Origin of the sequence: Bradyrhizobium sp. 76 (assembly GCF_023073025.1) — a bacterium.
GTDB lineage: Bacteria > Pseudomonadota > Alphaproteobacteria > Rhizobiales > Xanthobacteraceae > Bradyrhizobium.
The window spans coordinates 323,911-348,659 of record NZ_JADPIS010000149.1 but is presented as its reverse complement, the minus strand read 5'-3'; the positions used below and the strand labels follow the sequence as shown (position 1 = coordinate 348,659).

At 61.3% G+C, this 24,749-nt stretch carries 20 protein-coding genes; 2 read left to right on the top strand and 18 right to left on the bottom strand.

Annotation, left to right across the window (positions count from 1 at the left end):
* Window positions 1-6: 6 nt before the first annotated feature.
* The 17 genes from IVB48_RS37085 to IVB48_RS37005 all read right to left on the bottom strand — a co-directional run bounded on the left by IVB48_RS37085 (window position 7) and on the right by IVB48_RS37005 (window position 21,631).
* Window positions 7-1,179, bottom strand: coding sequence for an iron-containing alcohol dehydrogenase (locus IVB48_RS37085; protein WP_247408041.1), 1,173 nt, complete (start codon window positions 1,177-1,179; stop codon window positions 7-9).
* Complete coding sequence (locus IVB48_RS37080; RefSeq protein ID WP_247408039.1) at window positions 1,176-1,790, bottom strand: adenylate kinase; 615 nt, start codon at window positions 1,788-1,790, stop codon at window positions 1,176-1,178. The genes IVB48_RS37085 and IVB48_RS37080 overlap by 4 nt, the downstream gene beginning before the upstream one ends.
* Window positions 1,791-1,811: 21 nt before the next feature.
* Window positions 1,812-2,339 (bottom strand): inorganic diphosphatase, encoded by a 528-nt coding sequence (gene ppa / locus IVB48_RS37075; protein ID WP_247408037.1) that lies wholly within the window; start codon window positions 2,337-2,339, stop codon window positions 1,812-1,814.
* Window positions 2,336-4,306, bottom strand: a complete 1,971-nt coding sequence (acs, locus tag IVB48_RS37070) for an acetate--CoA ligase (protein ID WP_247408035.1) — start codon at window positions 4,304-4,306, stop codon at window positions 2,336-2,338. Before acs ends, ppa begins: the two co-directional genes overlap by 4 nt.
* Window positions 4,307-4,431: 125 nt before the next feature.
* Window positions 4,432-4,800: a phasin family protein gene (locus IVB48_RS37065; RefSeq protein WP_247408033.1), complete on the bottom strand. Its 369-nt coding sequence runs from the start codon at window positions 4,798-4,800 to the stop codon at window positions 4,432-4,434.
* Window positions 4,801-4,873: 73 nt separating this feature from the next.
* On the bottom strand, window positions 4,874-6,532 hold the full coding sequence (locus IVB48_RS37060) for an acetolactate synthase large subunit (protein ID WP_247408031.1): 1,659 nt from the start codon (window positions 6,530-6,532) through the stop codon (window positions 4,874-4,876).
* Between the two features lie 74 nt (window positions 6,533-6,606).
* A complete protein-coding gene (locus IVB48_RS37055) occupies window positions 6,607-7,929 on the bottom strand; it encodes an MFS family transporter (protein WP_035962381.1) in 1,323 nt (440 codons plus the stop codon).
* A 4-nt stretch (window positions 7,930-7,933) separates the two neighbouring features.
* Complete coding sequence (locus IVB48_RS37050) at window positions 7,934-8,971, bottom strand: isocitrate/isopropylmalate family dehydrogenase (RefSeq protein ID WP_247408029.1); 1,038 nt, start codon at window positions 8,969-8,971, stop codon at window positions 7,934-7,936.
* Between the two features lie 62 nt (window positions 8,972-9,033).
* Window positions 9,034-10,353, bottom strand: coding sequence for an MFS transporter (locus tag IVB48_RS37045; RefSeq protein WP_247408028.1), 1,320 nt, complete (start codon window positions 10,351-10,353; stop codon window positions 9,034-9,036).
* Window positions 10,354-10,377: 24 nt separating this feature from the next.
* Complete coding sequence (gene acnA / locus IVB48_RS37040) at window positions 10,378-13,092, bottom strand: aconitate hydratase AcnA (RefSeq protein ID WP_247408808.1); 2,715 nt, start codon at window positions 13,090-13,092, stop codon at window positions 10,378-10,380.
* 50 nt (window positions 13,093-13,142) lie between these two features.
* On the bottom strand, window positions 13,143-13,940 hold the full coding sequence (locus IVB48_RS37035; RefSeq protein WP_247408026.1) for a substrate-binding domain-containing protein: 798 nt from the start codon (window positions 13,938-13,940) through the stop codon (window positions 13,143-13,145).
* Window positions 13,941-14,017: 77 nt separating this feature from the next.
* On the bottom strand, window positions 14,018-15,325 hold the full coding sequence (locus IVB48_RS37030) for an MFS transporter (RefSeq protein ID WP_247408024.1): 1,308 nt from the start codon (window positions 15,323-15,325) through the stop codon (window positions 14,018-14,020).
* A 276-nt stretch (window positions 15,326-15,601) separates the two neighbouring features.
* Entirely contained in the window at window positions 15,602-16,678 is a 1,077-nt protein-coding gene (locus IVB48_RS37025) for an ABC transporter substrate-binding protein (RefSeq protein WP_247408022.1), read from the bottom strand.
* Window positions 16,679-16,765: 87 nt separating this feature from the next.
* Complete coding sequence (locus tag IVB48_RS37020; protein ID WP_247408020.1) at window positions 16,766-18,187, bottom strand: sensor histidine kinase; 1,422 nt, start codon at window positions 18,185-18,187, stop codon at window positions 16,766-16,768.
* Window positions 18,187-18,849 (bottom strand): response regulator transcription factor, encoded by a 663-nt coding sequence (locus IVB48_RS37015; protein WP_027517213.1) that lies wholly within the window; start codon window positions 18,847-18,849, stop codon window positions 18,187-18,189. Before IVB48_RS37015 ends, IVB48_RS37020 begins: the two co-directional genes overlap by 1 nt.
* Before the next feature lie 620 nt (window positions 18,850-19,469).
* The gene (gene hydA / locus IVB48_RS37010) at window positions 19,470-20,879 is read right to left on the bottom strand and encodes a dihydropyrimidinase (protein ID WP_247408018.1); all 1,410 of its coding nucleotides are present in this window, start codon (window positions 20,877-20,879) and stop codon (window positions 19,470-19,472) included.
* A gap of 11 nt (window positions 20,880-20,890) precedes the next feature.
* Window positions 20,891-21,631, bottom strand: coding sequence for an aspartate/glutamate racemase family protein (locus IVB48_RS37005; protein ID WP_247408016.1), 741 nt, complete (start codon window positions 21,629-21,631; stop codon window positions 20,891-20,893).
* Between the two features lie 204 nt (window positions 21,632-21,835).
* Here IVB48_RS37005 and IVB48_RS37000 point away from each other — a divergent pair, with 204 nt between their 5' ends.
* Together IVB48_RS37000 and IVB48_RS36995 are read left to right on the top strand one after the other, a co-directional pair.
* Entirely contained in the window at window positions 21,836-22,546 is a 711-nt protein-coding gene (locus tag IVB48_RS37000; RefSeq protein WP_247408014.1) for a GntR family transcriptional regulator, read from the top strand.
* A 2-nt stretch (window positions 22,547-22,548) separates the two neighbouring features.
* The gene (locus IVB48_RS36995; RefSeq protein WP_027569364.1) at window positions 22,549-23,298 is read left to right on the top strand and encodes an aspartate/glutamate racemase family protein; all 750 of its coding nucleotides are present in this window, start codon (window positions 22,549-22,551) and stop codon (window positions 23,296-23,298) included.
* Here the strand turns inward: IVB48_RS36995 and IVB48_RS36990 are convergent.
* Entirely contained in the window at window positions 23,295-24,686 is a 1,392-nt protein-coding gene (locus tag IVB48_RS36990) for an amidase family protein (protein WP_247408011.1), read from the bottom strand. The genes IVB48_RS36995 and IVB48_RS36990 overlap by 4 nt on opposite strands.
* Between the last annotated feature and the right edge of the window lie 63 nt (window positions 24,687-24,749).

Here is a 24,749-nt window from a genome sequence, read left to right as displayed (position 1 = left end):
TGCCCTTCAGGCCGCCGCGCGATTGCCGAACGCCTCGGTGTAGATCGCCAGCGCATCGTCGAAGCTCAATTCCCTGGGATTGTTGACGAGAAGCCGCGTCTGCTTCATCGCGTCCTCGGCGAGCTTCTTCAGGTCGCCCCTCGCAATGCCGACATCGGCCAGCGAGGCCGGCACGTTGCAATCCCGGCAGATCGCCGCAATCGCATCGACGAACAGCCGTGCCCGCTGGCTGACGTTCATCCCCTGCGATTTCGGATCGACGATCGGCGCCAGTTCGGCATAGAGCCCTTCGGCCTCCGGCAAATTGAACCGCAGCACCTGGGTCAGCACCAAAGCGTTTGACAAGCCATGCGGCACATGGAACAGCGCGCCGATCGGATAGGCCAGCGCGTGCACGGCGGCGACGGGCGAATTGGCAAAGGCCATGCCGGCCAGCATCGAACCCAGCAGCATTTGCGACCGCGCTTCGAGATTAGATCCGTCCGCACAGACCGTCCGGACATTCGCCGACAGCAGGGCGAGAGCCTGCCGCGCCAACTGGTCCGACATCGGATTCTTCCGGTGCTTGCTGGTATAGGCTTCGATCGCATGGACCATGGCGTCGATGCCGGTCGCCGCGGTGACATGCGCGGGCAGGCCGAGCGTCAGCTCCGGATCGAGGATCGCCCAGTCAGGGAGCAGGCGGGGCGCAACGACGCCCTTTTTCTCGGTCGTCGGCGTGGTGACGATCGCGATCGGGGTCACCTCCGAGCCCGTTCCGGCCGTTGTCGGCACCAGCAGCAGCGGAAGGCGTTCGCCCTTCGCAAGGCCGACGCCGTAGATATCTTCGAGGCGATCAGGCGTCTTGGCCAGATAGGCCACCAACTTCGCGGTATCGAGCGCGCTGCCGCCGCCGATCGAGGCAACCAGCTCGATGTCCTTGTCACGGCAAAGTGCGACCGCCCGCTCGATGATATGCGACGGCGGATCCGCCTCCACATCTTCGAATATTGTCAGTTCGCAGCCGCCGGCAATCAGGCCAGCCTCGGCGTTTTTGGTGAGGCCGGCATTGCGTACACCCTTGTCGGTCACCAGCAGGACACGTTTTGCCGCGTATCCCGCAACCAACTCCGCCAGCTTTTTCGATGCGCCTGCCTCGAACAGGATGTTGGGCGGCGCCTGGAAGGTAAACGCTTTCATCTGACATCACTCCTGATCTGATCGGACGTTACTGCCGCAAGCGCCGCGGCGAGCTGTTCGGTTACAGCGTCAATCGGTTGCAAACCATCGACGATGTTCAGCAATCCCTGCGACCGGTAGTATTCCGTGACCGGCGCGGTTTGCTCGCGATAAACGTCGAGCCGGGTCTTGAAGACCTCGGGATTATCGTCGCGGCGCACCGGCTCGCCGCGGCTTGCCGCCTCGTCGGCGCGCCCCTTGATGCGCTCGAGCAGTGCATCTTCGTCGACCTCGAGCTCAAGTACCGCGTCGAGCTTGATGCTCCGGGTGGCGAGTTCCCGATCGAGCGCCTCGGCCTGCGCGACCGTGCGCGGGAAACCGTCAAGGATAAAGCCGTTTGCCGCGTCGGAATGATCGATACGATTGGCGATCACCGATACCACGACATCGTCGGGCACAAGTTCACCTCGATCCATGATGTGCTTGACGCGTAATCCCGCAGCCGTGCCTTCCGCGACCGCCTGACGCAGCATGTCGCCGGTCGACAATTGCGGGATCGCAAATCGAGTGACGATCCTCGTCGCCTGCGTGCCCTTGCCTGCGCCTGGCGGCCCCAACAGAACCAGTCTCATATCGTTGCCCATATCTCGGTTTTAGCTCTTTGCCCGCGCGATTGCATCGACGATCAGCCGGCGCGCTTCGGCACTGTCGCCCCATCCGATCACCTTCACCCGCTTCCCCGGCTTCAGATCCTTGTAGTGCTCAAAGAAGTGCTGAATCTGCTCGATCGTGATTTGCGGCATGTCGGCGATCCCGCGGACATGATCGTAGCGCATCGTCAGTTTCGGCATCGGCACGGCGATGATCTTCTCATCCCCGCCGCCATCGTCATCCATCCTGAGCACGCCGATCGGCCGGACATTGATCACAGCGCCAGGAGCGATCGGCCGCGAGTTGGCCACAAGCACGTCGATCGGATCTCCATCGTCTGAAAGCGTGTGCGGCACGAAGCCATAATTTCCGGGATAGCGCATCGGCGTATACAGGAAGCGATCGACGAACAGCGCGCCGGCCGCCTTGTTCATTTCGTATTTGATCGGTTCACCGCCGATCGGAACCTCGATGATGACATTGATGTCTTCCGGGGGATTGTCGCCAATCGAAATCGCGTCGATATTCATTTCGGCGCCGCCTTTTGGCTATGGCGGTTTTTGATCAGATCATCGACCACGGCGGGATCGGCCAGGGTCGAGGTGTCGCCGAGCGCGCCGACTTCGTCCTCGGCGATCTTGCGCAAAATCCGACGCATGATCTTGCCAGAGCGGGTCTTGGGCAGACCCGGCGCAAACTGAATGACGTCAGGTGCGGCGATCGGGCCGATCTCCTTGCGGACCCAGGCCACCAGTTCCTTGCGCAACTGCCCGGATGGCTCCGCGTCGGCCATCAAGGTGACGTAAGCGTAGATGCCCTGCCCCTTGATGTCGTGCGGAAAACCGACAACAGCGGCTTCGGAAACTTTCTGATGGGCCACCAGCGCGCTTTCGACTTCGGCCGTCCCCATGCGATGGCCGGATACGTTGATGACGTCGTCGACGCGGCCGGTGATCCAGTAGTACCCGTCGGCATCGCGGCGGCAGCCGTCGCCAGTGAAATACTTGCCCGGATAGGTCGCGAAGTAGGTCTGCATGAAGCGCTCGTGGTCGCCATAGACCGTGCGCATCTGTCCCGGCCAGGAATCGGCAATGACGAGATTGCCTTCGCACGCACCCGTCAGCACCGCACCATTTGCGTCCACGACCTCCGGCCTCACCCCGAAAAACGGCAGGGTCGCTGAGCCCGGTTTCAAGGCTGTCGCGCCGGGAAGCGGCGAGATCAGGATGCCACCGGTCTCGGTCTGCCACCAGGTGTCGACGATCGGGCAGCGCTGATCTCCGACAACGCGGTAATACCATTCCCAGGCTTCCGGATTGATCGGCTCGCCGACCGAGCCGAGCAACCGCAGCGATGCGCGGCTGGTCTGTTTGACCGGCTCTTCGCCAGCACCCATCAACGAACGGATCGCGGTCGGCGCGGTGTAGAAGATGTTGACCTTGTGTTTGTCGACGACCTGCCAAAAGCGCGATGTCGAGGGATAGTTCGGTATCCCCTCGAACATCAGCGTGGTCGCGCCGTTGGCCAGCGGGCCGTAGACGATGTAGCTGTGGCCGGTGACCCAGCCGACATCGGCTGTGCACCAGTAGATGTCGCCGTCGTGGTAGTCGAACACATATTGGTGCGTCATCGACGCAAAAACGAGATAGCCACCCGTGCTGTGAACGACACCCTTGGGAGCACCGGTTGAACCCGACGTGTAAAGAAGGAATAGCGGGTCCTCCGCGTTCATTTCGACCGGCGTGCAATCGGCCGAGGCCTTTGCCACCTCGTCCGCGTACCAGACGTCGCGGCCGTCGACCCAGTCGATTGCACCGCCGGTGCGCTTGACCACGATCATCGTCTTCACGATGCCGGCCACCTTCTTCACCGCATCGTCGGCATTGACCTTCAGCGGTACTTTGCGGCCGCCACGCAACCCCTCATCGGCGGTGATCACGACTTTGGACTGACAGCCTTCGATACGCCCGGCCAGGGCATCCGGCGAGAACCCGCCGAACACGATGGAATGGACCGCCCCGATCCGCGCGCAGGCGAGCATGGCGTAGGCGGCTTCCGGAATCATGGGCAGGTAGATCGTGACGGTGTCGCCTTTCTTCACACCGTGACTTTTCAGGACATTCGCGAAGCGGCAGACTTGATCGTGCAACTGCGCGTAGGTGATGTGCCTGGATTCGGCGGGATGGTCGCCCTCCCAGATGATCGCGACCTGACCGGCACGCCGGGCAAGATGCCGGTCGATGCAGTTCATCGCCACATTCGTGGTGCCGTCCTCGAACCACTTGATCGAGACCTTGCCGGGCGCGAAGGACGTGTTCTTCACCTTCGTGAACGGCTTGATCCAGTCGATCCGCTTGCCGTGCTCCGCCCAGAAAGCGGCCGGTGTCGATACCGACTGGGCATACATGCTGCCGTACTTCGCAGCGTCGGCATGGGCGCGCCGTGCCCAGCCGGCCGGTACGTCATGGATCAACGTATCTGACTTTTCCGTGCCCACCCTGGAGCCTCCCCGACGCACCGGATGCAATTGCCTTGAGAGGATGTTGCATCGTCCGCGCTCGGACTGCGTCCAGGCAACATCCCGTGATCAAGCGATTTTATTTCGCTTTGAGGCGACTGACCCTACTTTTTCAGGTCGACGGTCGACGGCTGGCTCATCGCACTCGCAAGCTCGCGAAACTGTGCGTTCATTTTTTCCATCTGCTCCTTGAGATGGCTTTGATAAACCGCACCCATTTCCTGCGGGTCCTTGGCATGCAACAGCCGTTGCGCCAGCTCGAAGCCCGAAGCCACATTTTCCTCGGCGAACGCGACCGCCCTTTCGTTCATCTCCTTGGCCGCCGAATAGGTTGAGCGAACGCTGGAATCGGCCTTCTCTCTCAACTTCTGGGATTCGGTTATGTATTTCGACACAGCCTCTTTCGCCTTGTCGAGCGTGGTCTGCGCCATTTCCCGCATCTTCTCGGCCTGCTCGTTGATCTGCTCACTCATTGCACTCTCCATTGCCGGCGTTTGCGATCACGCCAATTTCAGCTCAGCTCATCAATTGACCCTTGCCGACGGCTCACACGATCGGCTCAACGACCTGTTTAAGCTTCTCGCGAAGTTCATCCACCAGCACGCGCGTATTCTCGCTGTAGTCGATCGGCACCACGACGAGGTGCACACCGCCGCCCTTGAACGCGTTTTCGAGTGTCGGAATCAATGAGTCCGTGCTTTCGACGCGCGAGCCTTTCGCGCCGTAACTCTCGGCATATTTGACGAAATCCGGATTGCCGAACGTAAGGCCAAAATCCGGGAAACTATCGACCGCCTGCTTCCAGCGGATCATGCCGTAAGCAGAGTCTTCCAGGATAAGCACGACGAGATTCAATTTAAGGCGAACCGCGGTTTCCATTTCCTGCGAATTCATCATGAAGCCGCCGTCGCCGCAGACCGCGAGCACGCGACGTTCCGGATGCAGCATCGCCGCCATCATGGCGGATGGCAGCCCGGCGCCCATTGTCGCCAGCGCATTGTCCAGCAGCAGCGTGTTCGCCACATAGGTGCGGTAGTTGCGGGCGAACCAGATTTTGTACATTCCGTTGTCGAGCGCGACGATGCCGTCCTCAGGAATGACCTTTCGCACATCATGCACAATGCGTTGCGGGGTCGGCGGCCAGCGATCCTCGGTATTGCGGTCGGTGATCCGCTTCAAAATGCCTTCGCGAAGCCCAAGCAACGCGCCGGCGTTGTGCAGACGACCCTCCACGCGATCCGCTAGCAGTTCCAGGCTGGGCCCTACATCGCCAACCACCTCGCATTGCGGAAAGTAAACCCGCTCCACGTTGGCGGGCGTATAGCTGACGTGGATCACCTGGGGACCCTTCGGCCCCATGATGAACGGCGGCTTCTCGATCGTATCGTGGCCGATCGCGATGATGAGGTCGGCACGATCAACGGCCTCGTGGACGTAGTCACGTTCACTGAGCGCCGCCGTCCCCATATAGAGATTGCCGCCCCCGGGTACGGTCCCCTTACCCATTTGCGTCGTGAAGAACGGAATCTGAGTGCGGCGGACAAAGCCGCCGATGCCCGCCGTGCTCCGCGGCCGGGATGCCGCGGCACCGAGCATGATCAATGGCCGCTTGGCCTTGAGGATCATGTCGGCGGCGCGGTCTAGCGAGGCACGATGGGCGACCGGGATCTCGATCGGATGCTGCGCCACCATCGCGACATCCTCGGATTCTTCGCCGGCGATGTCCTCCGGCAATTCGAGCAGCACCGGACCCGGGCGTTCTTCCATGGCGATCCGGAAGGCATCGCGAACGATCGTCGGAATGCTGGTCGTGCTGACAATCTGGAGCGACAGCTTGGTCAACGGCTTGAAAGCGCTAACCACATCGACAATCTGGAATTTGGCCTGCCGGCTGCTCATGATGCCCTTCTGACCCGTGAGCATGATCATGGGCATGGCGCCGAGCAGCGCGTAGGCGGCGCCAGTCGTCAGGTTCAATGCGCCAGGGCCCAGCGTGGTGATGCACACGCCGGGCTTGCCGGTCAGCCGTCCATAAGTCGCGGCCATGAAGGCCGCACCCTGCTCGTGGCGTGTCAAGATCAGCTTGATCGACGAATTGCGCAGGCTTTCCACGACATCGAGATTCTCTTCACCGGGAACGCCGAAAATTCGGTCGACGCCCTCGTTCTCGAGTGCGGCAACCAATAGATCTGACCCCTTCGGCATTAGCGCGTCTCCTTTTTCAATTCACTTCTCAGCAGACACCGTCACACGCATGGACGAAGCCCGTGCTGTTCGACTCAGATCCGGCCATCGCCTTCGAGATAGCCTCGCGTCCTCGTATCTGGCATCCAGAGCGAGGCAATGAAGGCGACGAAAGCCATCGCCGCGACGTACCAGAAGAATACCGTTTCGTATCCGGACGATTTCAGTGACAACGCAACGTATTCGGCGGTTCCGCCAAACATCGCATTTGCGATGGCGTAAGGAAGCCCGACCCCAAGCGCGCGCACCTCGGGCGGAAACAGCTCGGCCTTCACAACGCCGCTAATCGAGGTGTAGAAACACGCAATCATGAGGCCTACCATGATCAGGCCGAAGACGGCGTAGACGTTGGTCGTGCCGGACAACATCGTCAGCAGCGGCACCGCGGCGAGCGTCGCGCATCCGCTAAACAGAAGCATGTTGTTGCGGCGACCAATCCGGTCCGAGAGTGCACCGAACACCGGTTGCAGCAGCATGAAGGCGATCAGGGCGGCGGTCATGATCGAGCTGACCGTCTTGGCATCCAGCTTGACGCTGTTGACCAGGAACTTCTGCATGTAGGTCGTAAACGTATAGAAAAACAGCGATCCGCCGATCGTGAATGCTAGAACGATCAGGAGAGCGCGCTTGTGACGCCAAAGGCCGGATAGAGAGCCAGCCTCCTTGCGATGCATGGTCTCGGCCGACGCCGTCTCTTGCAAGGAGCGGCGAAGATACAAGGCCACAACGGCTGCGACGGCTCCGAACAGGAACGGAACTCGCCAGCCCCATTCCTTCAATTCGTCGAGCGACAATGTCTGTTGCAGAACCACGACGACGAGGAGCGCGAGAAGTTGCCCGCCGATGAGCGTGACATACTGGAAGGACGAATAGAACCCGCGGTTGCCCTTGCCGGCAATCTCGCTCATATAAGTTGCCGCCGTTCCATATTCTCCGCCGACCGACAGGCCTTGTGCCATGCGCGCAAACAGGAGCAGCGCAGGCGCCGCGGCGCCGATTGTTTGGTAGGTGGGCAGCATCCCGATCATTAGCGATCCGGCGCACATCAGGAGCACAGACAGCACCATCGAATTCTTGCGCCCATGCGCGTCGGCGATCCAGCCGAACAGCCAGCCACCGAGCGGCCGCATGAAGAACCCTACGGCGAAAATGCCGGCCGTCGCCAGCAACTGGCTGGTCTGGTCGCCCGACGGGAAGAACGCGGCCGCGAAGTAGATCGAGGTAAACGCGTAGGCATAGAAGTCATACCACTCGACCAGGTTTCCCGACGAGGCAGCCACGATCGCCTTGATACGTGACAGCTTTTGCGCCGTGCTATCAGCGGGGATTGCCGGGTGCGATGCAGCAATGGCGGTCATTTGCTTACCCTCCCAATCGACGGACGATGCTTTGCGTGAAGTCGCCAGTGGACGCCTTGCCGCCCAGATCGGGCGTGCGAACGCCGTCCTTGCGCAAGACCTGATCAATTGCCGCTCTAAGACGGTTTGCGAGATCAGGCTGATCAATGTGCTCCAGCATCAGCCCGACCGCCAGCAGCAAAGCGAGCGGATTGGCGATTCCCTTGCCGGCGATATCCGGCGCCGAGCCGTGCACAGCCTCGAAGATCGCCGCATCCGGTCCGATGTTGGCACCGGGAGCCATGCCGAGACCGCCGACCAATCCGGCGAGCTGATCGGACAAGATGTCGCCGAACAAATTGGTGGTGACGATGACGTCGAACTGCCAGGGATTCATGACGAGCTGCATTGCCGTGGCATCGACGATGCGATCGTCCATTTTGACCCTGCCCTCGTACTTCTTCGCAACCTCGTGACCGACCTCGAGAAAGATGCCGGTCAGCGCCTTCAGGACGTTGGCCTTGTGAACGACGGTCACCTTCTTGCGACCATTCTTGAGCGCGTAGTCGAAGGCGAATTCGATGATCTTGCGCGATCCTTCGCGGGTGTTGACCCCGGTTGAAATGGCGACCGCGTGCGGATCGTCCCCGATCGGGATGTAGTGTTCGAAAGCGACATAGAGGCCGCCGAGATTCTCTCGCACCAGCACGATATCGATTTCGTCGAATCGTCCTCCGGGAACCATGCTTCGAACCGGCCTCAAATTGGCGTAGAGGCCGAATTCTTCGCGCAGACGAACATTGATCGAGCGGAATCCTCCCCCCACCGGCGTTGTTAGCGGGCCCTTCAGGGCGAGCCGCGTACGTCGGATGCTGTCCAGCGTCGCCTGCGGCAGCGGATCACGGCTTGCCTCGATCGCTGCCAGGCCACCCTGCTGGATGTCCCATTCGAATGGAGAGCCGAGCGCTTCGAGAATGTCGACGGCCGATTTCACGATCTCGGGGCCGATGCCATCGCCTGGAATGAGCGTGGCGGGCCGCTTCGTTTTGGATTGAGCAGGCATTACGATGTCCTCGAAGATGAGAGCCGCGGGGTTTTGTGAATGTCAGACATGCTGCCTTGCACTCAATGTACGGGGCTTGCGGCGGAGGCGGCGGGTAGCGTTTCCTGCTTGCTGATCCAAAGCACCGCGATGATCCCGGCGATTTGAAGCAAAGCCAGCGGTATCAAGGCCACGGGGAAGCTACCCGTCGCCTCCTTGATGACGCCGAGCAGCCACACCGCGCCAGAAGTGCCGATGTGCGACAGGGTATTGATGCCGGCAATTCCGGCCGCAGCAGTTGCCGGAGAGAGTGTCCCAGTCGCCAGGGCCCAGAATGGTCCCTTGATCGAATAATTACCGATCAAGACCACGCTCAGAATAGCAAGCGTCACGGGTAATGAGCTCGTGAGCATGGTCGCAAGCAGCGCCGTTGCGCATAACGCAAGTGGTATTGCGGTGTTTTGGGCATGGGCGTTCGACCTGTCCGAATATCTTCCCCAGAAGATCATCGCGACGGAGGCGATGCCAAATGGGATGGCATTCAGGAAGCCGGTCTCCATGTTGGACATCCCGAACGATTTCACGATCTGAGGCTGCCACAACGACAACGCGTTGCTCGTGGCCGAGCTTCCCGCATAGATCAGACCTAGGATGAGCACATATTTGTTGGTCAGAATTTGCCACAGCGACATGTGGCCGACCTGCTTCGCCATCGATCGCTCGGACTGCAGGCGAGCGTCGAGCCAATTGCGCGCCTCCGGCTCGAGCCACTTTGCATCAGCGGGTTTGTTCGGAAGCCCGAAGAACGAGACCAGGCCGAGCAGGACGGCCGGAATGGCTTCAACGATGAAAAGCCACTGCCAACCACGCAGACCCAGCAAGCCATCCATCGCCAACAACGCGCCGGATATCGGCGACCCCAGAAAGCTCGATAGCGGTATAGCCACCATGAAAACCGCAACGATCCGTGCGCGATAAGCCGCCGGAAACCAGAAGGTCAGATACAGGATCACACCAGGAAAGAACCCGGCCTCCGCTGCACCCAACAAAAAGCGGCTCAGATAAAAAGTAATCGGCCCTACCGCAAAAGCGGAGAGAATACCGACCATCCCCCATGTGATCATAATGCGCGCGATCCAGATCCGCGCGCCGACTTTCTGCATCGCCAGATTGCTGGGGACCTCGAAAATAATGTAGGCGATATAGAACAGCGCCCCGCCCGCCCCGAAGGCAGCCTGCGTCAGGCCCAGATCCTTGTTCATTTGCAGGGCCGCAAACCCGGCATTGACGCGGTCGACGTATGAAATGAAATAGCAAAGCATGAAAAACGGAAGCAGGCGCCATGTAATGCGGCGCATGGTTTCCGCTTCGATCCTCGGTAGCGGCGCGGAAGTCCTTGGCATGGCGTCCTCGTTTCGGGTTGACGATCAGGCAGCCAGTTGGCGTAGGACGTATTGAAGAATTCCGCCGTTGCGGAAATATTCGAGCTCGTCGAGCGTATCGATACGGCAGGTCAAAGGAACGACCATCTTGCTCACGCCATCGGACCCGCGGATCTCGATCGCAAGCTTCTGGCGCGGCACTAGGCCGCTCTCGATTCCGCGCAGGGTCACGATCTCGTCGCCTTTCAATCCGAGCGACCGCCAGGACGTCCCCTCCTCGAACACCAGCGGCATCACGCCCATGCCAACGAGGTTGGACCGGTGAATGCGCTCAAAACTTTCGGCAATAACGGCGCGAATACCAAGAAGGTTGGTGCCCTTGGCCGCCCAATCGCGCGACGAACCGGTGCCGTATTCCTTGCCGGCGAACATCACCAGCGGCACCTTGTCGGCTTGGTAACGCATGGCGGCGTCGTAGATCGACATCCGCTGGCCACTCGGCTGGTGAATGGCATAGCCGCCCTCGACCACCTTGCCGGCTTCGTCCTTCACCATCTGGTTCTTGATGCGGATGTCGGCGAACGTGCCCCGGATCATCGCTTCATGGTTGCCGCGGCGGGTGCCGTACTGATTGAAGTCGACGACGCGGATCTGGTGATCGCGCAGATAGCGCCCGGCAGGGCTGCTCTCCTTGATCGAACCCGCCGGCGAGATGTGATCGGTGGTGATCGAATCCAGGAACAGGCCGAGGATGCGGGCATCGACGATATCCTTCGGCGGCGTCGGCTCTTTGCTCATCCCGACGAAGTAAGGCGGGTTCTGAACGTAAGTCGAAATCGAGTCCCACTCGTAGGTTTGCCCCTCGGTGACGCCGATATTCTTCCAGTTGGTATCGCCGCTGAAGACGTCCGAATAGCGCGCCTTGAACATCTCGCTGCCTATCGTGCGATCGATGCAATCCTGCACATCCTTGCTCGAAGGCCAGATATCCCGCAGATATACCGGCTTTCCGTCGCTGCCCAAGCCGAGCGGCGCCTTCACCAGATCCAATGCCATCGATCCGGCAAGCGCATAGGCGACGACCAGCGGCGGCGACGCCAGATAGTTCGCCCGGACGTCCGGATTGACCCGCCCCTCGAAGTTGCGATTGCCGGACAGAACCGCGACCGCCACGAGGTTGTTGCCCGAGATGGTGTCGGAGATTTCTTGCTGGAGCGGGCCGGAATTGCCGATGCAGGTCGTGCAGCCGAAACCGACCAGATTGAAGCCGAGCCTGTCGAGATCGGCTTGAAGACCCGATTTCCTGAAGTACTCTTCGACGATCTGCGAACCCGGCGCGAGCGAGGTCTTGACCCACGGCTTTGTCTTCAGCCCTTTGGCGACGGCATTGCGCGCCAGCAATCCTGCCGCGAGCATGACGCTGGGGTTCGAGGTGTTCGTGCATGACGTGATGGCGGCGATCACCACGTCGCCGTTACCGAGATCGAAGTTTTCGCCTTCGACACGATGCCGATTGCCGGTCTGCGCGATTTGCCGGAACTCCTGATCCATGGCGCCGAGGAAGGCACTTTTCGCGGCATCGAGCGTCACGCGATCCTGTGGCCGCTTTGGTCCGGCGATCGACGGCACGACATCGGTCATGTCGAGTTGCAGGGTGTCCGTGAACACCGGATCCGGGGTATCGGCGGAGCGCCACATGCCCTGGGCTTCGGCATAGGCCTTGACCAGCGCGACGCGCGCGGGATCACGGCCGGTGGTGGTCAGATAATCGATTGTTCGCTGATCGATCGGGAAGAAGCCGCAGGTCGCGCCATATTCCGGCGCCATATTCGCGATGGTCGCACGGTTCGCCACCGTCATGTCGTCGAGCCCCGGGCCGTAGAACTCGACGAATTTTCCGACCACACCGCGCTTGCGCAGCATCTGCGTCACCGTCAACACGAGATCGGTCGCCGTGACGCCCTCCTTGAGCCGGCCGGTGAGCTTGAAACCGACGACTTGCGGCAGCAGCATCGAAATTTGCTGGCCGAGCATAACAGCCTCGGCCTCGATTCCGCCGACGCCCCATCCGAGCACGGCCAGGCCGTTGACCATCGTGGTGTGGGAATCCGTGCCGACGAGCGTATCGGGATAGGCCAGGTCATTCCCGCCGTCTTCAGCCCGGCCGATCCAGATCGTCTGAGCCAAGTATTCCAGATTGACCTGATGGCAGATACCGGCCCCCGGAGGGACCACCCGGAAATTCGAAAATGCGCCCTGTCCCCATTTCAGAAAGCGATATCGCTCACCGTTGCGCTGGTATTCGAGCTCGACGTTCCTGGCCAGTGCCTGACCATTGCCGAAAGCATCGACGATGACGGAGTGATCGATGACGAGATCCACAGGTACCAGCGGATTGATCTTTTGTGGATCGCCGCCGAGGGATTTCATAGCGTCCCGCATCGCGGCAAGATCGACCACGGCCGGAACGCCGGTGAAATCCTGCATCAGCACCCGGGCCGGCCTGAAGGCGATTTCCTTCTCGGCCGAGCCCTTGTCTTGGCTCCACAGCGCGGCATGCTCGATATCAGCCTTGCTCGTGCTGCGGCCGTCTTCGTTGCGCAGCATGTTCTCGATGATGACTTTCAGGGAGAATGGCAGTCTCGAGACGCTGGGAAGGCCATTCTTTTCCGCCGCGGCAAGCGAATAGTAGGCGTAGGTCTTTGCACCGACGACAAGTGTCTGGCGTGCGCCGAAGCTGTTGAGATACTGCTTCACAATCGAGTCCCCCTTCGCTGGAATCGTCCGCCTCCCGCAGATCTGAAGCCGGTCTATTTCTCCGATGCTGCAAAGGGATCGAGACCCGCTTTTTTCAGGGCCGGAGCGGCTGCAGCTGAAGCGAGGAAGGCAATGAGAGCCCGTCCGGCTTCCGGCTGACTGGCACTGGAGGTTATGCCTGCAGAAAAGATCGTGATTTTCTGGACGTCTGGCGGGAGCGGCCCGACAAGGTCGGCTCCAGCGATCGGCAGAAGTTCACTGATCTGCTGAAAGCCGAGTTCGGCGTCACCGCGTGCAACAACACTCGCGACCGGCTCCGCGGGAATCATTTTGGCTTTGTCCTTCATCTCGGCGGCAATCCCGAGACGCTTGAACAGCTCGGTGCCTACATAGACGCCGCTGGCGCTATCGGAGTATGCAACTGACTTCGCGTTCAACAGTGCCTGCTTCAATGCGTCAGGCGTACCGATATCAGGCTTTGGAGTCCCGGCGCGTACAGCGATCCCGATCGGCGAGCGTACTAGGTCGACGCGGCTGGTTCTGAGCGCCCTGCCCTGCTCGATCATCTCGCCAAGCGCATCGCCGACCATGATGAGCACGTCCGCCGCCTCGCCGCGCGCCAGTCGCACGGGGATGGCGTTCTCCGTCGTTCCCATCGAAGGGCCATAGGCCGTGACAACCGTGTTACCCGTCGCGCGTTCGAATTGCGGTACGAGTTCCTTGTAAGGTGTCGCCAAGCCTCCCGAGATCATGACCCTGACCTCAGACGCCCCGGCTAGTCCCGCCGCGGCCGTCAAAACAATCAGCAAGCTCAGCGCAACTAGCCTGCGCACGACGATAGTCACGCTCATCGGCAATTTCCTTCGATGCAATTATTCGGGGACTGTGCTTGCTCGATGATGGTCGACGTCATCGAGCACTTTGGTGGTCACGTCCCTATCACCGTCTCGGCCGAACTGGCCCCGGATAGCGCGCGTCGTTCCTGCGGCTTGTAAACGAGGTACGTCCCGGCCAGACCACAGAGTGCTGCCGCGCTCATCCAATATCCCGGCGACGCATTGTCACCAGTGGCAGCGATCAGCCAGGTGCAGATCGCTGCCGTAAACCCGCCGAACGTCGTTGCCAGACTATATGCGAGGGAGAATCCCGACGTTCGTACACCCACCGGCATGACTTCGGTCAATGCGACGATCATCGCGCCGTTGTAGCTGGCGTAGATGAAAGACAACCAAAGCAGGACCGTCAACATTTTCGGGAACGTCGGGCCTGCGGCCAACCAGGAAAGCGCGGGATACGCAGTCAGAAATGCCAAAGTCGAAAAGGCGATGAGGATCGGCCGACGACCAATCCGATCGGACAACGAGCCCATGATGGGAAGCCAGATGAAGTTCGATATTCCCACGCAAATCGTCACGATTAGGCCATCGGCCGCGGTCAGCTTGAGGACCGATTTGCCGAATGTCGGCGTGTAGACGGTAATGAGGTAGAAAGACACCGTGGTCATGATCACCATCATCATCCCGGCAAGAACAATTCTCCAATTTGCGAGGATGGAGCGATAGATCTCGCGGGGTGTTGGATGATGCTTCCGCGCCAGGAATTCATCGGTTTCCTGAAGCGAGCGTCGAATGAAGAATACGAAAGGAACGATCAGGCAGCCGATGAAGAACGGAATGCGCCAACCCCAATCGTCAAGTTGCGCCGGTGCAAGCCATGCATTCAGAGCGAAACCCAGCGAGGCCGAGACGATGATCGCGACCTGTTGACTCGCCGATTGCCAGCTGGCGTAAAAACCCTTCTTTCCCGGCGTGGCCATTTCCGAGAGATAGACGGAAACACCACCAAGCTCGACGCCAGCCGAGAAGCCCTGCAGCAGGCGCCCAATCAAGACGAGAATCGGGGCCAAGATGCCAATGGTTGCGTAACTTGGCACGAACGCGATGAGCACCGTCCCGGCAGCCATGATGGACAATGTAACGATCAGGCCTTGGCGCCGGCCGATCCGATCCACGTAAGCTCCGAGGATGATGGCGCCGAGCGGACGCATCAGAAAGCCTGCGCCAAACGCGACAAAGGTCAGCAGCAGTGACGCGTATTCATTTTCGAGCGGGAAGAATGCCTTGGCGATGTACGATGCGTAGACGCCCGACAGAAAGAAATCGAACATCTCAAGAAAGTTGCCACTGGTGACGCGGAGCACCATGCCAAGCTTCGACTGTCCGGTGGTAGCCGTCATGCCGTCCTCCCTTTTATCGTTTGTGATTCTTTGTCTTGTTCACCCGTCAGGCAGGTGTTGCAAACTTGATCGCGGCTGGATCGACCGATACGCGAGGCGCTATCGTTCAAACTAGGCTGTCTCACCGTATATCAGCTGCCTGTCATCAACCTGTCGCTGATGCACCCTGCAGGAAAATCTGATCGAGGTCGGAGTGAAGACGGTGCGCTTGGCGAGCCGGGAGATATGGGGGGTCTCTCGGATGTTATTCCGTTTGAATTCCAAATCCGTGGATTTCTATCGATCCTGCAACGCGCGGCGCCACTCTTTGAGAAAGCTCGCTCGTTTCGACTGATCGAGATAGGTGAGCAATTCTGCACCAATATGGATTGGTTTGACCGCGTTGCTGCGATCCGCAGGTATGACACCTTCTGCACCGAGGCCGAGGCGCACAGGACCGACCGACCGGGCCAGGAGAAACTTCTGACCGCGTTCCGAAAGCAAGTAATCGAGGAACAGTTTCGCGGATTCTGGGTGCGGCGCGGTGACCGGTATGAAGGCTATGCGCGACATCAACGTGATGTAGTCGGCAGGAAACACTATTCCGATTGAGGCATCTTCCTTGGCCCGTTCGATCGCGTAAGACCCTATCATATTGTAGGCAATCAAATGTTCGCCGGATGAAATTCGATCAAGCACCGTTCCGGTGGTCGAGTAGAGCTTGATACCGGCGCCGCCGAAGGCACGGACCAAATCCCACGTTGTCCTCGTGATTCCGGCATCGCGCGTGATGAACAGGAATCCGGTCCCGCTCTGCTCCGGGTCATAGGTTGCGATCTTGCGCCGATAGGTGTCAGGCTTTCGGCTTAGAAGGCTCTTCAGATCAGCGCGGGATCGGGGAACATCAGACTCCGCAACGAGGTTCTTGTTATAAACAATGACAATCGGTTCCGCCGTGATGGCGTAGGCTTCGTCTTTCCAGATTGCCCAATCCGGGATATGCGCAATTTCCTTCGACACATAGGGTTGGGCATAGCCGTCATTGACGAGCTTGATCTGCAGATCCATCGCGGAGCTCCAGACAATGTCTCCGGGTGCTGCGCTGGAGGTCGAGGGATCCACGACTTGATTGTAGATCTCGTTGGAATTGATCTTTGTATGGACGATCTCGATGTCCGGATGACTTGCCCGGAAATCGGCAAGCAAGTCGGCGACGTCCGCGTCCTGGGTCGTCGATACGATGTTGAGTTGCTCTCGAGCTCCGGCGAGAGCGGATGCTTGCCCCTTGAGAGGGCCGAGCTGCGCCTGCTCCGACTTGGCAGGCCATGCGAGCAAGACTCCAATGCACAAGGCCAAGGCTTTGGCAGCCCCCATCGGGACGTTTCCTCATCGATAATCCGCTTTGCGGACTTCAGTTTGTTCGGGACTGCAGCCACTTCTACAGCAGCGCACAATCCGGCCTCAACTTGAGCTTTCACCATCACGCTTGGCAAGAGGAAAGCTCACGGAAACCCGCAGGCCCCGGCCTTCCGGGCCAGGTGCGAGCACGATTTGAGCCCCGAGACGGTCCGACAACGCTTTCACGATTGCCAGTCCAAGGCCGCTTCCCTCAGGGCCGTTCGCCATCGGAATCCGATAAAAGCGTTCGAAGACACGGGCCAGATGGGCCTCCGGAATTCCCGGACCGGTATCCTCGACTTCAATTCGCGCGGTCGTGGCGTCAACAACCGCGCGAACCAGGACCAACCCGCCGGGTCGGTTGTAGCGGATGGCATTGTCGATCAGGTTTGCCAGCAACTCGCCAATCAGGACGGTATTGCCGGCGATAATCGCGGGACCGTCAAATCGATCGAACTGGACGTCGATATCGCGCGCGAAAGCCTGTGGGGCACGCTCCGACAGGACATTGAAGGCGACCTCGTTCAGGTCAACGTTCTCCGCGGCCGGTTGCGCAATGTTCTGCTCGTCGACCCGAGCCAGTGTCACAAGTTGCCCGAGCAGCCGTTCAAGGCGGTTGATGGCGTTATCGACCTCGTTGAGGGCAGATTGGCCCGCCGGCGTCTCCGACCCCAGGCGTCGCACCAGATCGAGATGCGTCCGCAATATCGCCAATGGCGTTCGCATCTGATGCGAGGCATCGGCGGTGAACCGGCGCACCAGTCCAATGGCCAGATCCAGCCGCTGTAGCAGGGAATTTACCGCGAGCGCCGGTGCTAAAGCTTCCTGCGGCACCCGGGAAAGGTCGAGCGGACTGAGATTTGGACCGCCCTGAATACCGCGCGCATCGATTTCTTGCTTGAGTTCGCCAAGCGGCCTCAGGCCTCGATCGACTGCGTACCAGCCCAGGCAAGCGATGAGGCTAATCAACCCGGCCTCGAGCATCGCCAGTCCGATCAGCATTTCACGTTCGACGACGCGGCGCGCCTGCACCGTTTCGGCCACTGCGACGAGGACCAGCCCTGGCCTGCCGTAGACCTGCCGCGCCTGCGCGCCGATACGAACCGTCTTGCCGCGATACGCACCATCGCGATGGCCGGTTTCGCCAGCCTTCAATCGATCGAAGCCGGCCAATGGAAGATCCTTGTACCCGGTGATCAATTCGCCGAGGTAAGTCACGCTGTAGTAAATGCTATCGTGCGACTGGCTTTCCAGCATGCCGAGCGCAACCTGCGGCAAGTCGACGGTCAGTTCGCCATCTTCCACGCCGACACGTTCGGCGATGGCGAGAACCGACCCATCGAGCAACCGGTCATGGACCGTCTGGACAACGCGCTGGATCAGCAACATACCGCCGATTCCAAGCACGATCGCCAATACAATGGCGGGCGCCACCAGATTGGTGAGGAGCGTTCGCCTCAACGACGGCCGCCAGGTGGCGATCACTATACCTCCAGCAGATACCCTAGCCCACGGACGGTGCGGATCCGCGGCCCGTCGGGACCGAGTTTCTGGCGAACGCGACCAACATAGAGTTCCGCCGCGTTCGGCGCTACCGCCTCGTCGAAGCCAAATACCTCCGCGATCAGACGCTCCTTGGACACGACTTTGCCGGCGCGGGTCATCAGCACTTCCAACACGGCAAACTCGCGCCGTCGCAACTCAAGCGGCCGGCCGCTCAGCGTAATCGTGCCCGCGGCACGGTCGTACGCGAGCGGGCCACAGATCAAGGTCGGATTGGGCAGCCCCTGCCCCCTTCTCACGAGCGCACGGACGCGGGCATCAAACTCGGCGATATCAAACGGCTTGGAGAGGTAATCGTCGGCGCCGAGATCGAGCCCGCTGACCTTGTCGCCGACCGTATAACGGGCAGTCAGAATCATGACCGGAACGGTTGACCCCGCCTGCCGTATCTTGTGCAGGACTCCGAAACCCGACACGTTCGGCAAGTTGATGTCCAGGATGATGAGGCTGTAGGGTTCCAGCAACGCGGTCTGCGCCGCCGAAGCCCCGTCAGACTCGATATCGACGGCGAACCCAGACAGCTTGAGCCGCTCGGCAAGGCCCCGCGCCATGGCGGCATCGTCCTCGACAATCAGAATCCTCACTGAACAAGCCCTTGCGTTCGCACCACCCGTGCCAGGGAGACGTCACCGTGAGGCTAGAAGGACAGTATCGAAAGATCAAATCGGAGCTTCCTCGCGGATACTAGGTCTTGGCGCAGACAGAAATCACTCGCGCGCGGCCTGTATTGCTCCTGACCAGCGATGTCGACACAGTCTTGGCTCCGAACACAAACACATCGAGCGCAAATTCCGCCCTGCTCCCTTTCGAGAGCCCTTTGCGCGATTCAGATCGAGGTCGCTCAAATGGCGTTCGGACTTTCCAGGATTTTTTCAGTCCACGCATCGTGCACACGTCGCTCTCTAACCAATTGGAAAAATTAAACTCTCGCTCCAATCCATGCTGGCCCCTACAGCAACCGAGGCCCAACCAGATCCAATCAGAGACGGTCTCTCCAACTAAGGACAGCAACTGCGATTCGAGGATCACGTCAAGGACGTCGCCTTATGGCGGGCGGCCGGCCAACCTTGTCCGAATTGAGCGGTTAGTTTTGCCGCATGCGAAGGCTGGATACGAACATGTGACCGGTATGATCTTCGGACTTGAGACGGCCATCGCCCCCGCGCACGAGCGGCACAGTTGAGCAGCAACGTGTTGAGCCCGATCAGATCAGGCTCGACCTGCCGCGGCTGAGAATGTCGCCTGCGCCTTTGTCGCCGACGATCCTGCCGTGCTCGTACACCACCCGGCCACGGGCGATCGTCGTTACCGGCCATCCCGTGACGTCGAACCCTTCCCATGGCGTGTAGTCCGAGCCGTGATGCAGATCGGCCTGCCGAATAGGTTTCTTCAATTTGGGGTCCCACAGCACGATATCCGCATCGAAGCCGACACCGATCGAGCCCTTGCGCGGATAGAGGCCGTAGATGCGTGCATGGTTGGTCGCGGTCAGCTCGACGAATTTCTGCAGGCTGATCCGTCCCTTCGACACGCCTTCGGAGAACAGAATCGGCAGCCGGGTCTCGACACCGGGAATGCCGTTCGGCACCCAGCGGAACGAGGTGCGGCCGTTCGGCGTCAGCTTGCCCCTGGGATCGTCGTAACGGAACGGGCAGTGATCGGACGAGAAAATCTGGAACACGCCTGACGTGATGCCTTCCCAGATCGCCTGCTGGCTTTCGGTATCGCGCGGCGGCGGCGAGCAGACGTATTTCGCGCCCGTGATGTCCATGTTCAGGCCCTTCATGTCGTCGGCCGTCAGCGTAATGTATTGCGGGCAGGTCTCGGCATGAACAGGCAATCCGCGCTGCTGGGCCCAGCGCACCTGCTCCATCGCCTCGCGCCCGGAGACATGCACGATCATGATGGGAACGCCGATCACCTCGGCATGACTGATGGCGCGATGCGTGGCTTCGCGCTCGACCGCCTGTGGCCGCGACACGCCGTGATAATACGGCGCGATATGGCCCTCGCGTTCCAGCCTGTTGGTCAGGAAGCGGATGGCGTCGTAGCCTTCGCAATGAACCATCACCAGCGCATCCTCGCGGCGCGCGACCTCGAAGACCTCCAGCAGTTGCCTGTCGCTGAGCACGAGGTCGTCATAGGTCATGAATACCTTGAACGAGGTGTAGCCGTCCTTGACCAAGGCCGGTAGTTCCTGCCCGAGCACGACCGCGGTCGGATCCGAGATGATGAGATGGAACGCCGTGTCGACATAGCACTCGCCTTCGGCAAGCTTGCGGTAGTTCTCGACGCAGGTCCGCAGCGACGTGCCCTTCTCCTGCAGCGCGAACGGGAGGACCATGGTGTTGCCGCCGGCGGCTGCCGAACGGGTCGCTGAGGCGAAGTCGTCGGCCATCACCACGTCGGGACCGGAGGCCTGCGAGATGTGGACATGGCTGTCGATCCCGCCGGGCAGCGCCAGCAGACCTGTTGCGTCGATCTCGCGGGCAGCACCCTCGAGATGATCAGCAATACTGACGATGCGGCCGTCGCGAATGCCGATATCGGCGCGAAACTCGTCGCTAGCCGTCACGATGGTGCCGCCGCGAATGGCGAGATCGAACTGCGTCACAGGAGTCTCCATCACTTGATGACCGCCGATGTCTGGAAGATCCGGCCCCAATCGACAAGAGCCCCGATGTCGCCACCCGCGAGCTCCAGGGTTCGCCATAGCGTAACCGCTACCGAATCGAGCACCGCGACTTTCAATTCCCGTTCGAGCGAGTCCGCCAGCGCGGCGCCGCCGAGGTTGGTGCAGAGGATGACGACAGCATCGGCGCCGTCAGCCGCCACAGCGCGGATCATGCCAGCAAGCGTCGCAGGCGCGACCTCGCCGAACGAGAAATTGTCGCGCAGGCCGAGGTGCCGCTCCGTGTGCGGGGCGATCCCCTCCTCGGCCCAGACGTCACCGATCCGCCGCTGCACGTCATCGGTATAGGGCGATACGAGACCGACGCGCTTGGCGCCGAGCGCACGGGCGGCATCGATGCAGGCAAGCGTCGACGTCGTCGCGGGCACGCCGGTGCGCGCCGTGATTGCCTCGCAAAGGCTCCGGTCTCGGCCGATGCCGAGCCAGCTTGCGGACGTTCCGTTCCAGGCGATGGCATCGACCTTCGCATCGGCCAGCAGGTCCGCCGCCGGAAGCATCACCGAGGCGTCGAACTGGCTCAGCGCCGCAGCATCGAGCGCGATCTCGGTGACCCGGAAGCGTGAAAAATGGGCGGTGACGCCATCAACATCGGCGAGCATCGCCGCGGTAACGGGCTCGAGCACTGAGTTGGAGGACGGCGTGATCATGCCGAGGCGCTTGCGCAGAACTAACATCGATCGCGTCCGCTCCATTTTCGGCGAAGCGCGGTTGCGCTCCTCGGCAGGATCATCCGCATCCCGCGTACCCGCGCAACCCGCAATCTGCATACTGCATGCAATTTGTTCGAAATGCTTTTATTTTGAGCTACATACGTCTTCTATTTGAGCACGGAGTTTGACAGCGATTGACTAGGATTGCGCGCAAGCAGCGAGGCTTGCGTGCAGCAAAAATTCGAGCCGACCCCGGGACGAAAATCGCCCAAACTCAAGCGGATGGGCCTGCATGAGCGCGCCGCCGCACGGATGCGAACGATGATCATTCGCGGCGAGCTGCCGCCGGGATCGCAGACCCAGGAGACCAGGTTGTCGAAGGAGCTGGGCGTATCGCGCACGCCCTTGCGCGAGGCGATGAAGGTGCTGGCGGCCGAGGGATTGATCGAACTGCGCCCCAACCGCAGCCCGCGCATCGCCGACATCGCCGTCGACGGCATCTCGGAATTGTTCGAGGCACTGGCTGGCGTCGAGCGGCTGGCCGCGGAGCTCGCCGCGGAGCGCGCCACGGAGCGCGATCTCGCCCGCCTGCGCACGCTCCAGACCCGCATGGAAGGTCATCATCGCAACGGCAAGCTCGACGAGTACTTCGCCATCAACGGCGAGATCCACAACACCATCGTCCGCATGGCGCGCAACACGCCGCTGCGCGAGGCGCACGAGACGCTGATCTCCCGCGCCGAACGCGCGCGTTATCTCGCGCTCGGCGCCGACCGCCGCTGGAGCAATTCGGTCGACGAGCACGCCGGCATCCTTGCCGCGCTCGAGGCGCGCGATAGCGAAACCGCAGGACGCCTGCTTGGCGCTCATGTCCGGCGCACCGGCACCGCTCTGCTCGAAGTGATCGGCACCTCTCAAGCCAAGCAGACGGCGACGTAATCATGAAGCTGCTGCTGCTCAACCCGAACACCAGCACCGCTGTCACCCAGTTGATGACGGATGTCGGGCAGCGCGCGGCTTCGGCCGGGACCGAGTTGATCCCCTGCACCGCGACCCGCGGCGTCCCCTACATCTCGACGCGCACCGAGGCGCAGATCGGCGGCGCTATCGCATTGGAAATGCTGGCCGAGCAGCACCGCAAGGTCGACGCAGCGATCATCGCCGCCTTCGGCGATCCCGGCCTGTTCGCCGCGCGCGAAACCTTCGACATTCCCGTGGTCGGCATGGCGGAAGCGGCAATGCTGACCGCTTGCATGGCCGGCCGCCGCTTCGCCATCGTCACCTTCGCCCAGGCGCTCGGCCCTTGGTACGAGGAATGCGTCCGCGCCCACGGGCTGTGGGAGCGTTGTGCCGGCATCCGCATGCTCGATACGCCATTCCAGGCGATCTCGGAGGTCGGCACCGAGAAGGAGGATGTGCTGGTAGATCTCGCCCGGCGCGCGATCGTGGAAGACGACGCGGACGTGTTGATTTTTGCGGGTGCGCCGCTCTCGGGCCTCGCCGAGCGCGTCGCCGACCGGATCTCCGTCCCCGTGGTCGATCAAGTCATAGCCTCGGTGAAGCAGGCCGAGGCGCTGGTAGCGCTGCGCCTGCGCAAGGCAACTGCAGGCACGTACCGCCGCCCCGCCGCCAAACCCACCCTTGGCCTTGCCGATGCGCTCGCCGCCCGGCTCGAGCATCGCGACAGCTAGGGGAGCTTCGGCCAGCGATGGGAAAAACCGAGTTCGTTCTCGATGGCACGGCCGAAGGCAAACAGGCGGGATTCGCATCCCGGTGGGGCAATGATCTGGATGCCGAACGGCAGCTCGTTCTCCCCTCGCGGCGCCGGCAGGGTCAGGACCGGGAAACCGACCAGCGACACGATGAAGGTGATGGCGAGATAGTCGATCGGCGTCTCCAGCGCCGCGCCATCGATCGCGGTGACATCGCTGATTTCGTTCGGCCAGGGCAAGACGGACGCCGCCGGCGCCACCAGGAAATCGGCGCGGGTGAACAGCTCGCGAAAGCTGCGGTAGATCGCGGTGCGGCGACGCTCGGCGTTGAGATAATCCTCCGCGGAGAGCTTTGCGCCCGCCTCGATGTTCCAGATCACGGTGGGCGTGAGCTCGACGCGGCGCGTTTTCAACAGCTCGCCATAGCTGTTGGCGATGTGCGCGGCGCGCAGCGTCCGGAATGTCTCGATCGCACCGCCGCAATCGGGCGCGGACGGCACCACATCGGCAGCGGCCGCGAGCGCCTCGCAGGCCGCGGCGAACCGCGCACGGACTTCGCGCGCCACGGGCGCGACACCGAAATCGGGCGTCACTGCGATGCGGGGACGTGCTGCAACCGGCCGGTTGTCATTGACGACGCCCATCGAGAGCGGGTCGTGCACATCGCCTCCCGCACAGATCGACAGCGCAAGTTCGAGATCGTCGACGCCGCGGGCCAGAAAACCGTGGGAGGCCAGCATGTCCCAGCCGAGCGGGCGGCGCGGCGATGGAATGCGGCCGGGCGTCGGCCGGATCGAGGCGACATCGCAGAAGCTCGCAGGTGTGCGCACCGAGCCCCCGAAATCGGTGCCATGGGCCAGCGGCACCATGCCAGCCGCGACCGCGACGGCGGAGCCGCCGGACGATCCACCCGAGGTCAGCGCGGGATCGAAGGGATTGCGGGTCGGTCCGCACAATTTGTTGGTGCAGACCGCACCGAAGCCGAATTCCGGCGTGTTGGTCTTGCCCAAGATGATCGCGCCGGCACGCCGCAGCCGCGCGACCACGAGATCGTCTTCGGCCGGGACGTGATCACGAAACAGAACCGACCCATAGGTGGTCGCGAGCCCGGCCGTGTCCGTGAGGTCCTTGATCCCTACGGGCACGCCGTGCAGTGGGCCGATCGGCGCGGGCGCGGCATCGCAGATTTGCGCGGCACGGCGGGCGCCCTCCGCTCCGACAGTCACAAATGCCGCCAATTGCACGTCTTGGTGCGCAATCCGTTCGAGATGCGCCTCGACAACCTCGCGCGACGACAGCTCGCCCTTCGCAATGGCGCGCGCAAGGGTTGTGGCAGTGAGGTCGCAAACCGATCGATCCGATGTCATCGCCCCACCATGCCAAACCTCGCATCGAAAGGCGAGCGCGGCGGGCACGAGACTTGCTTTCTG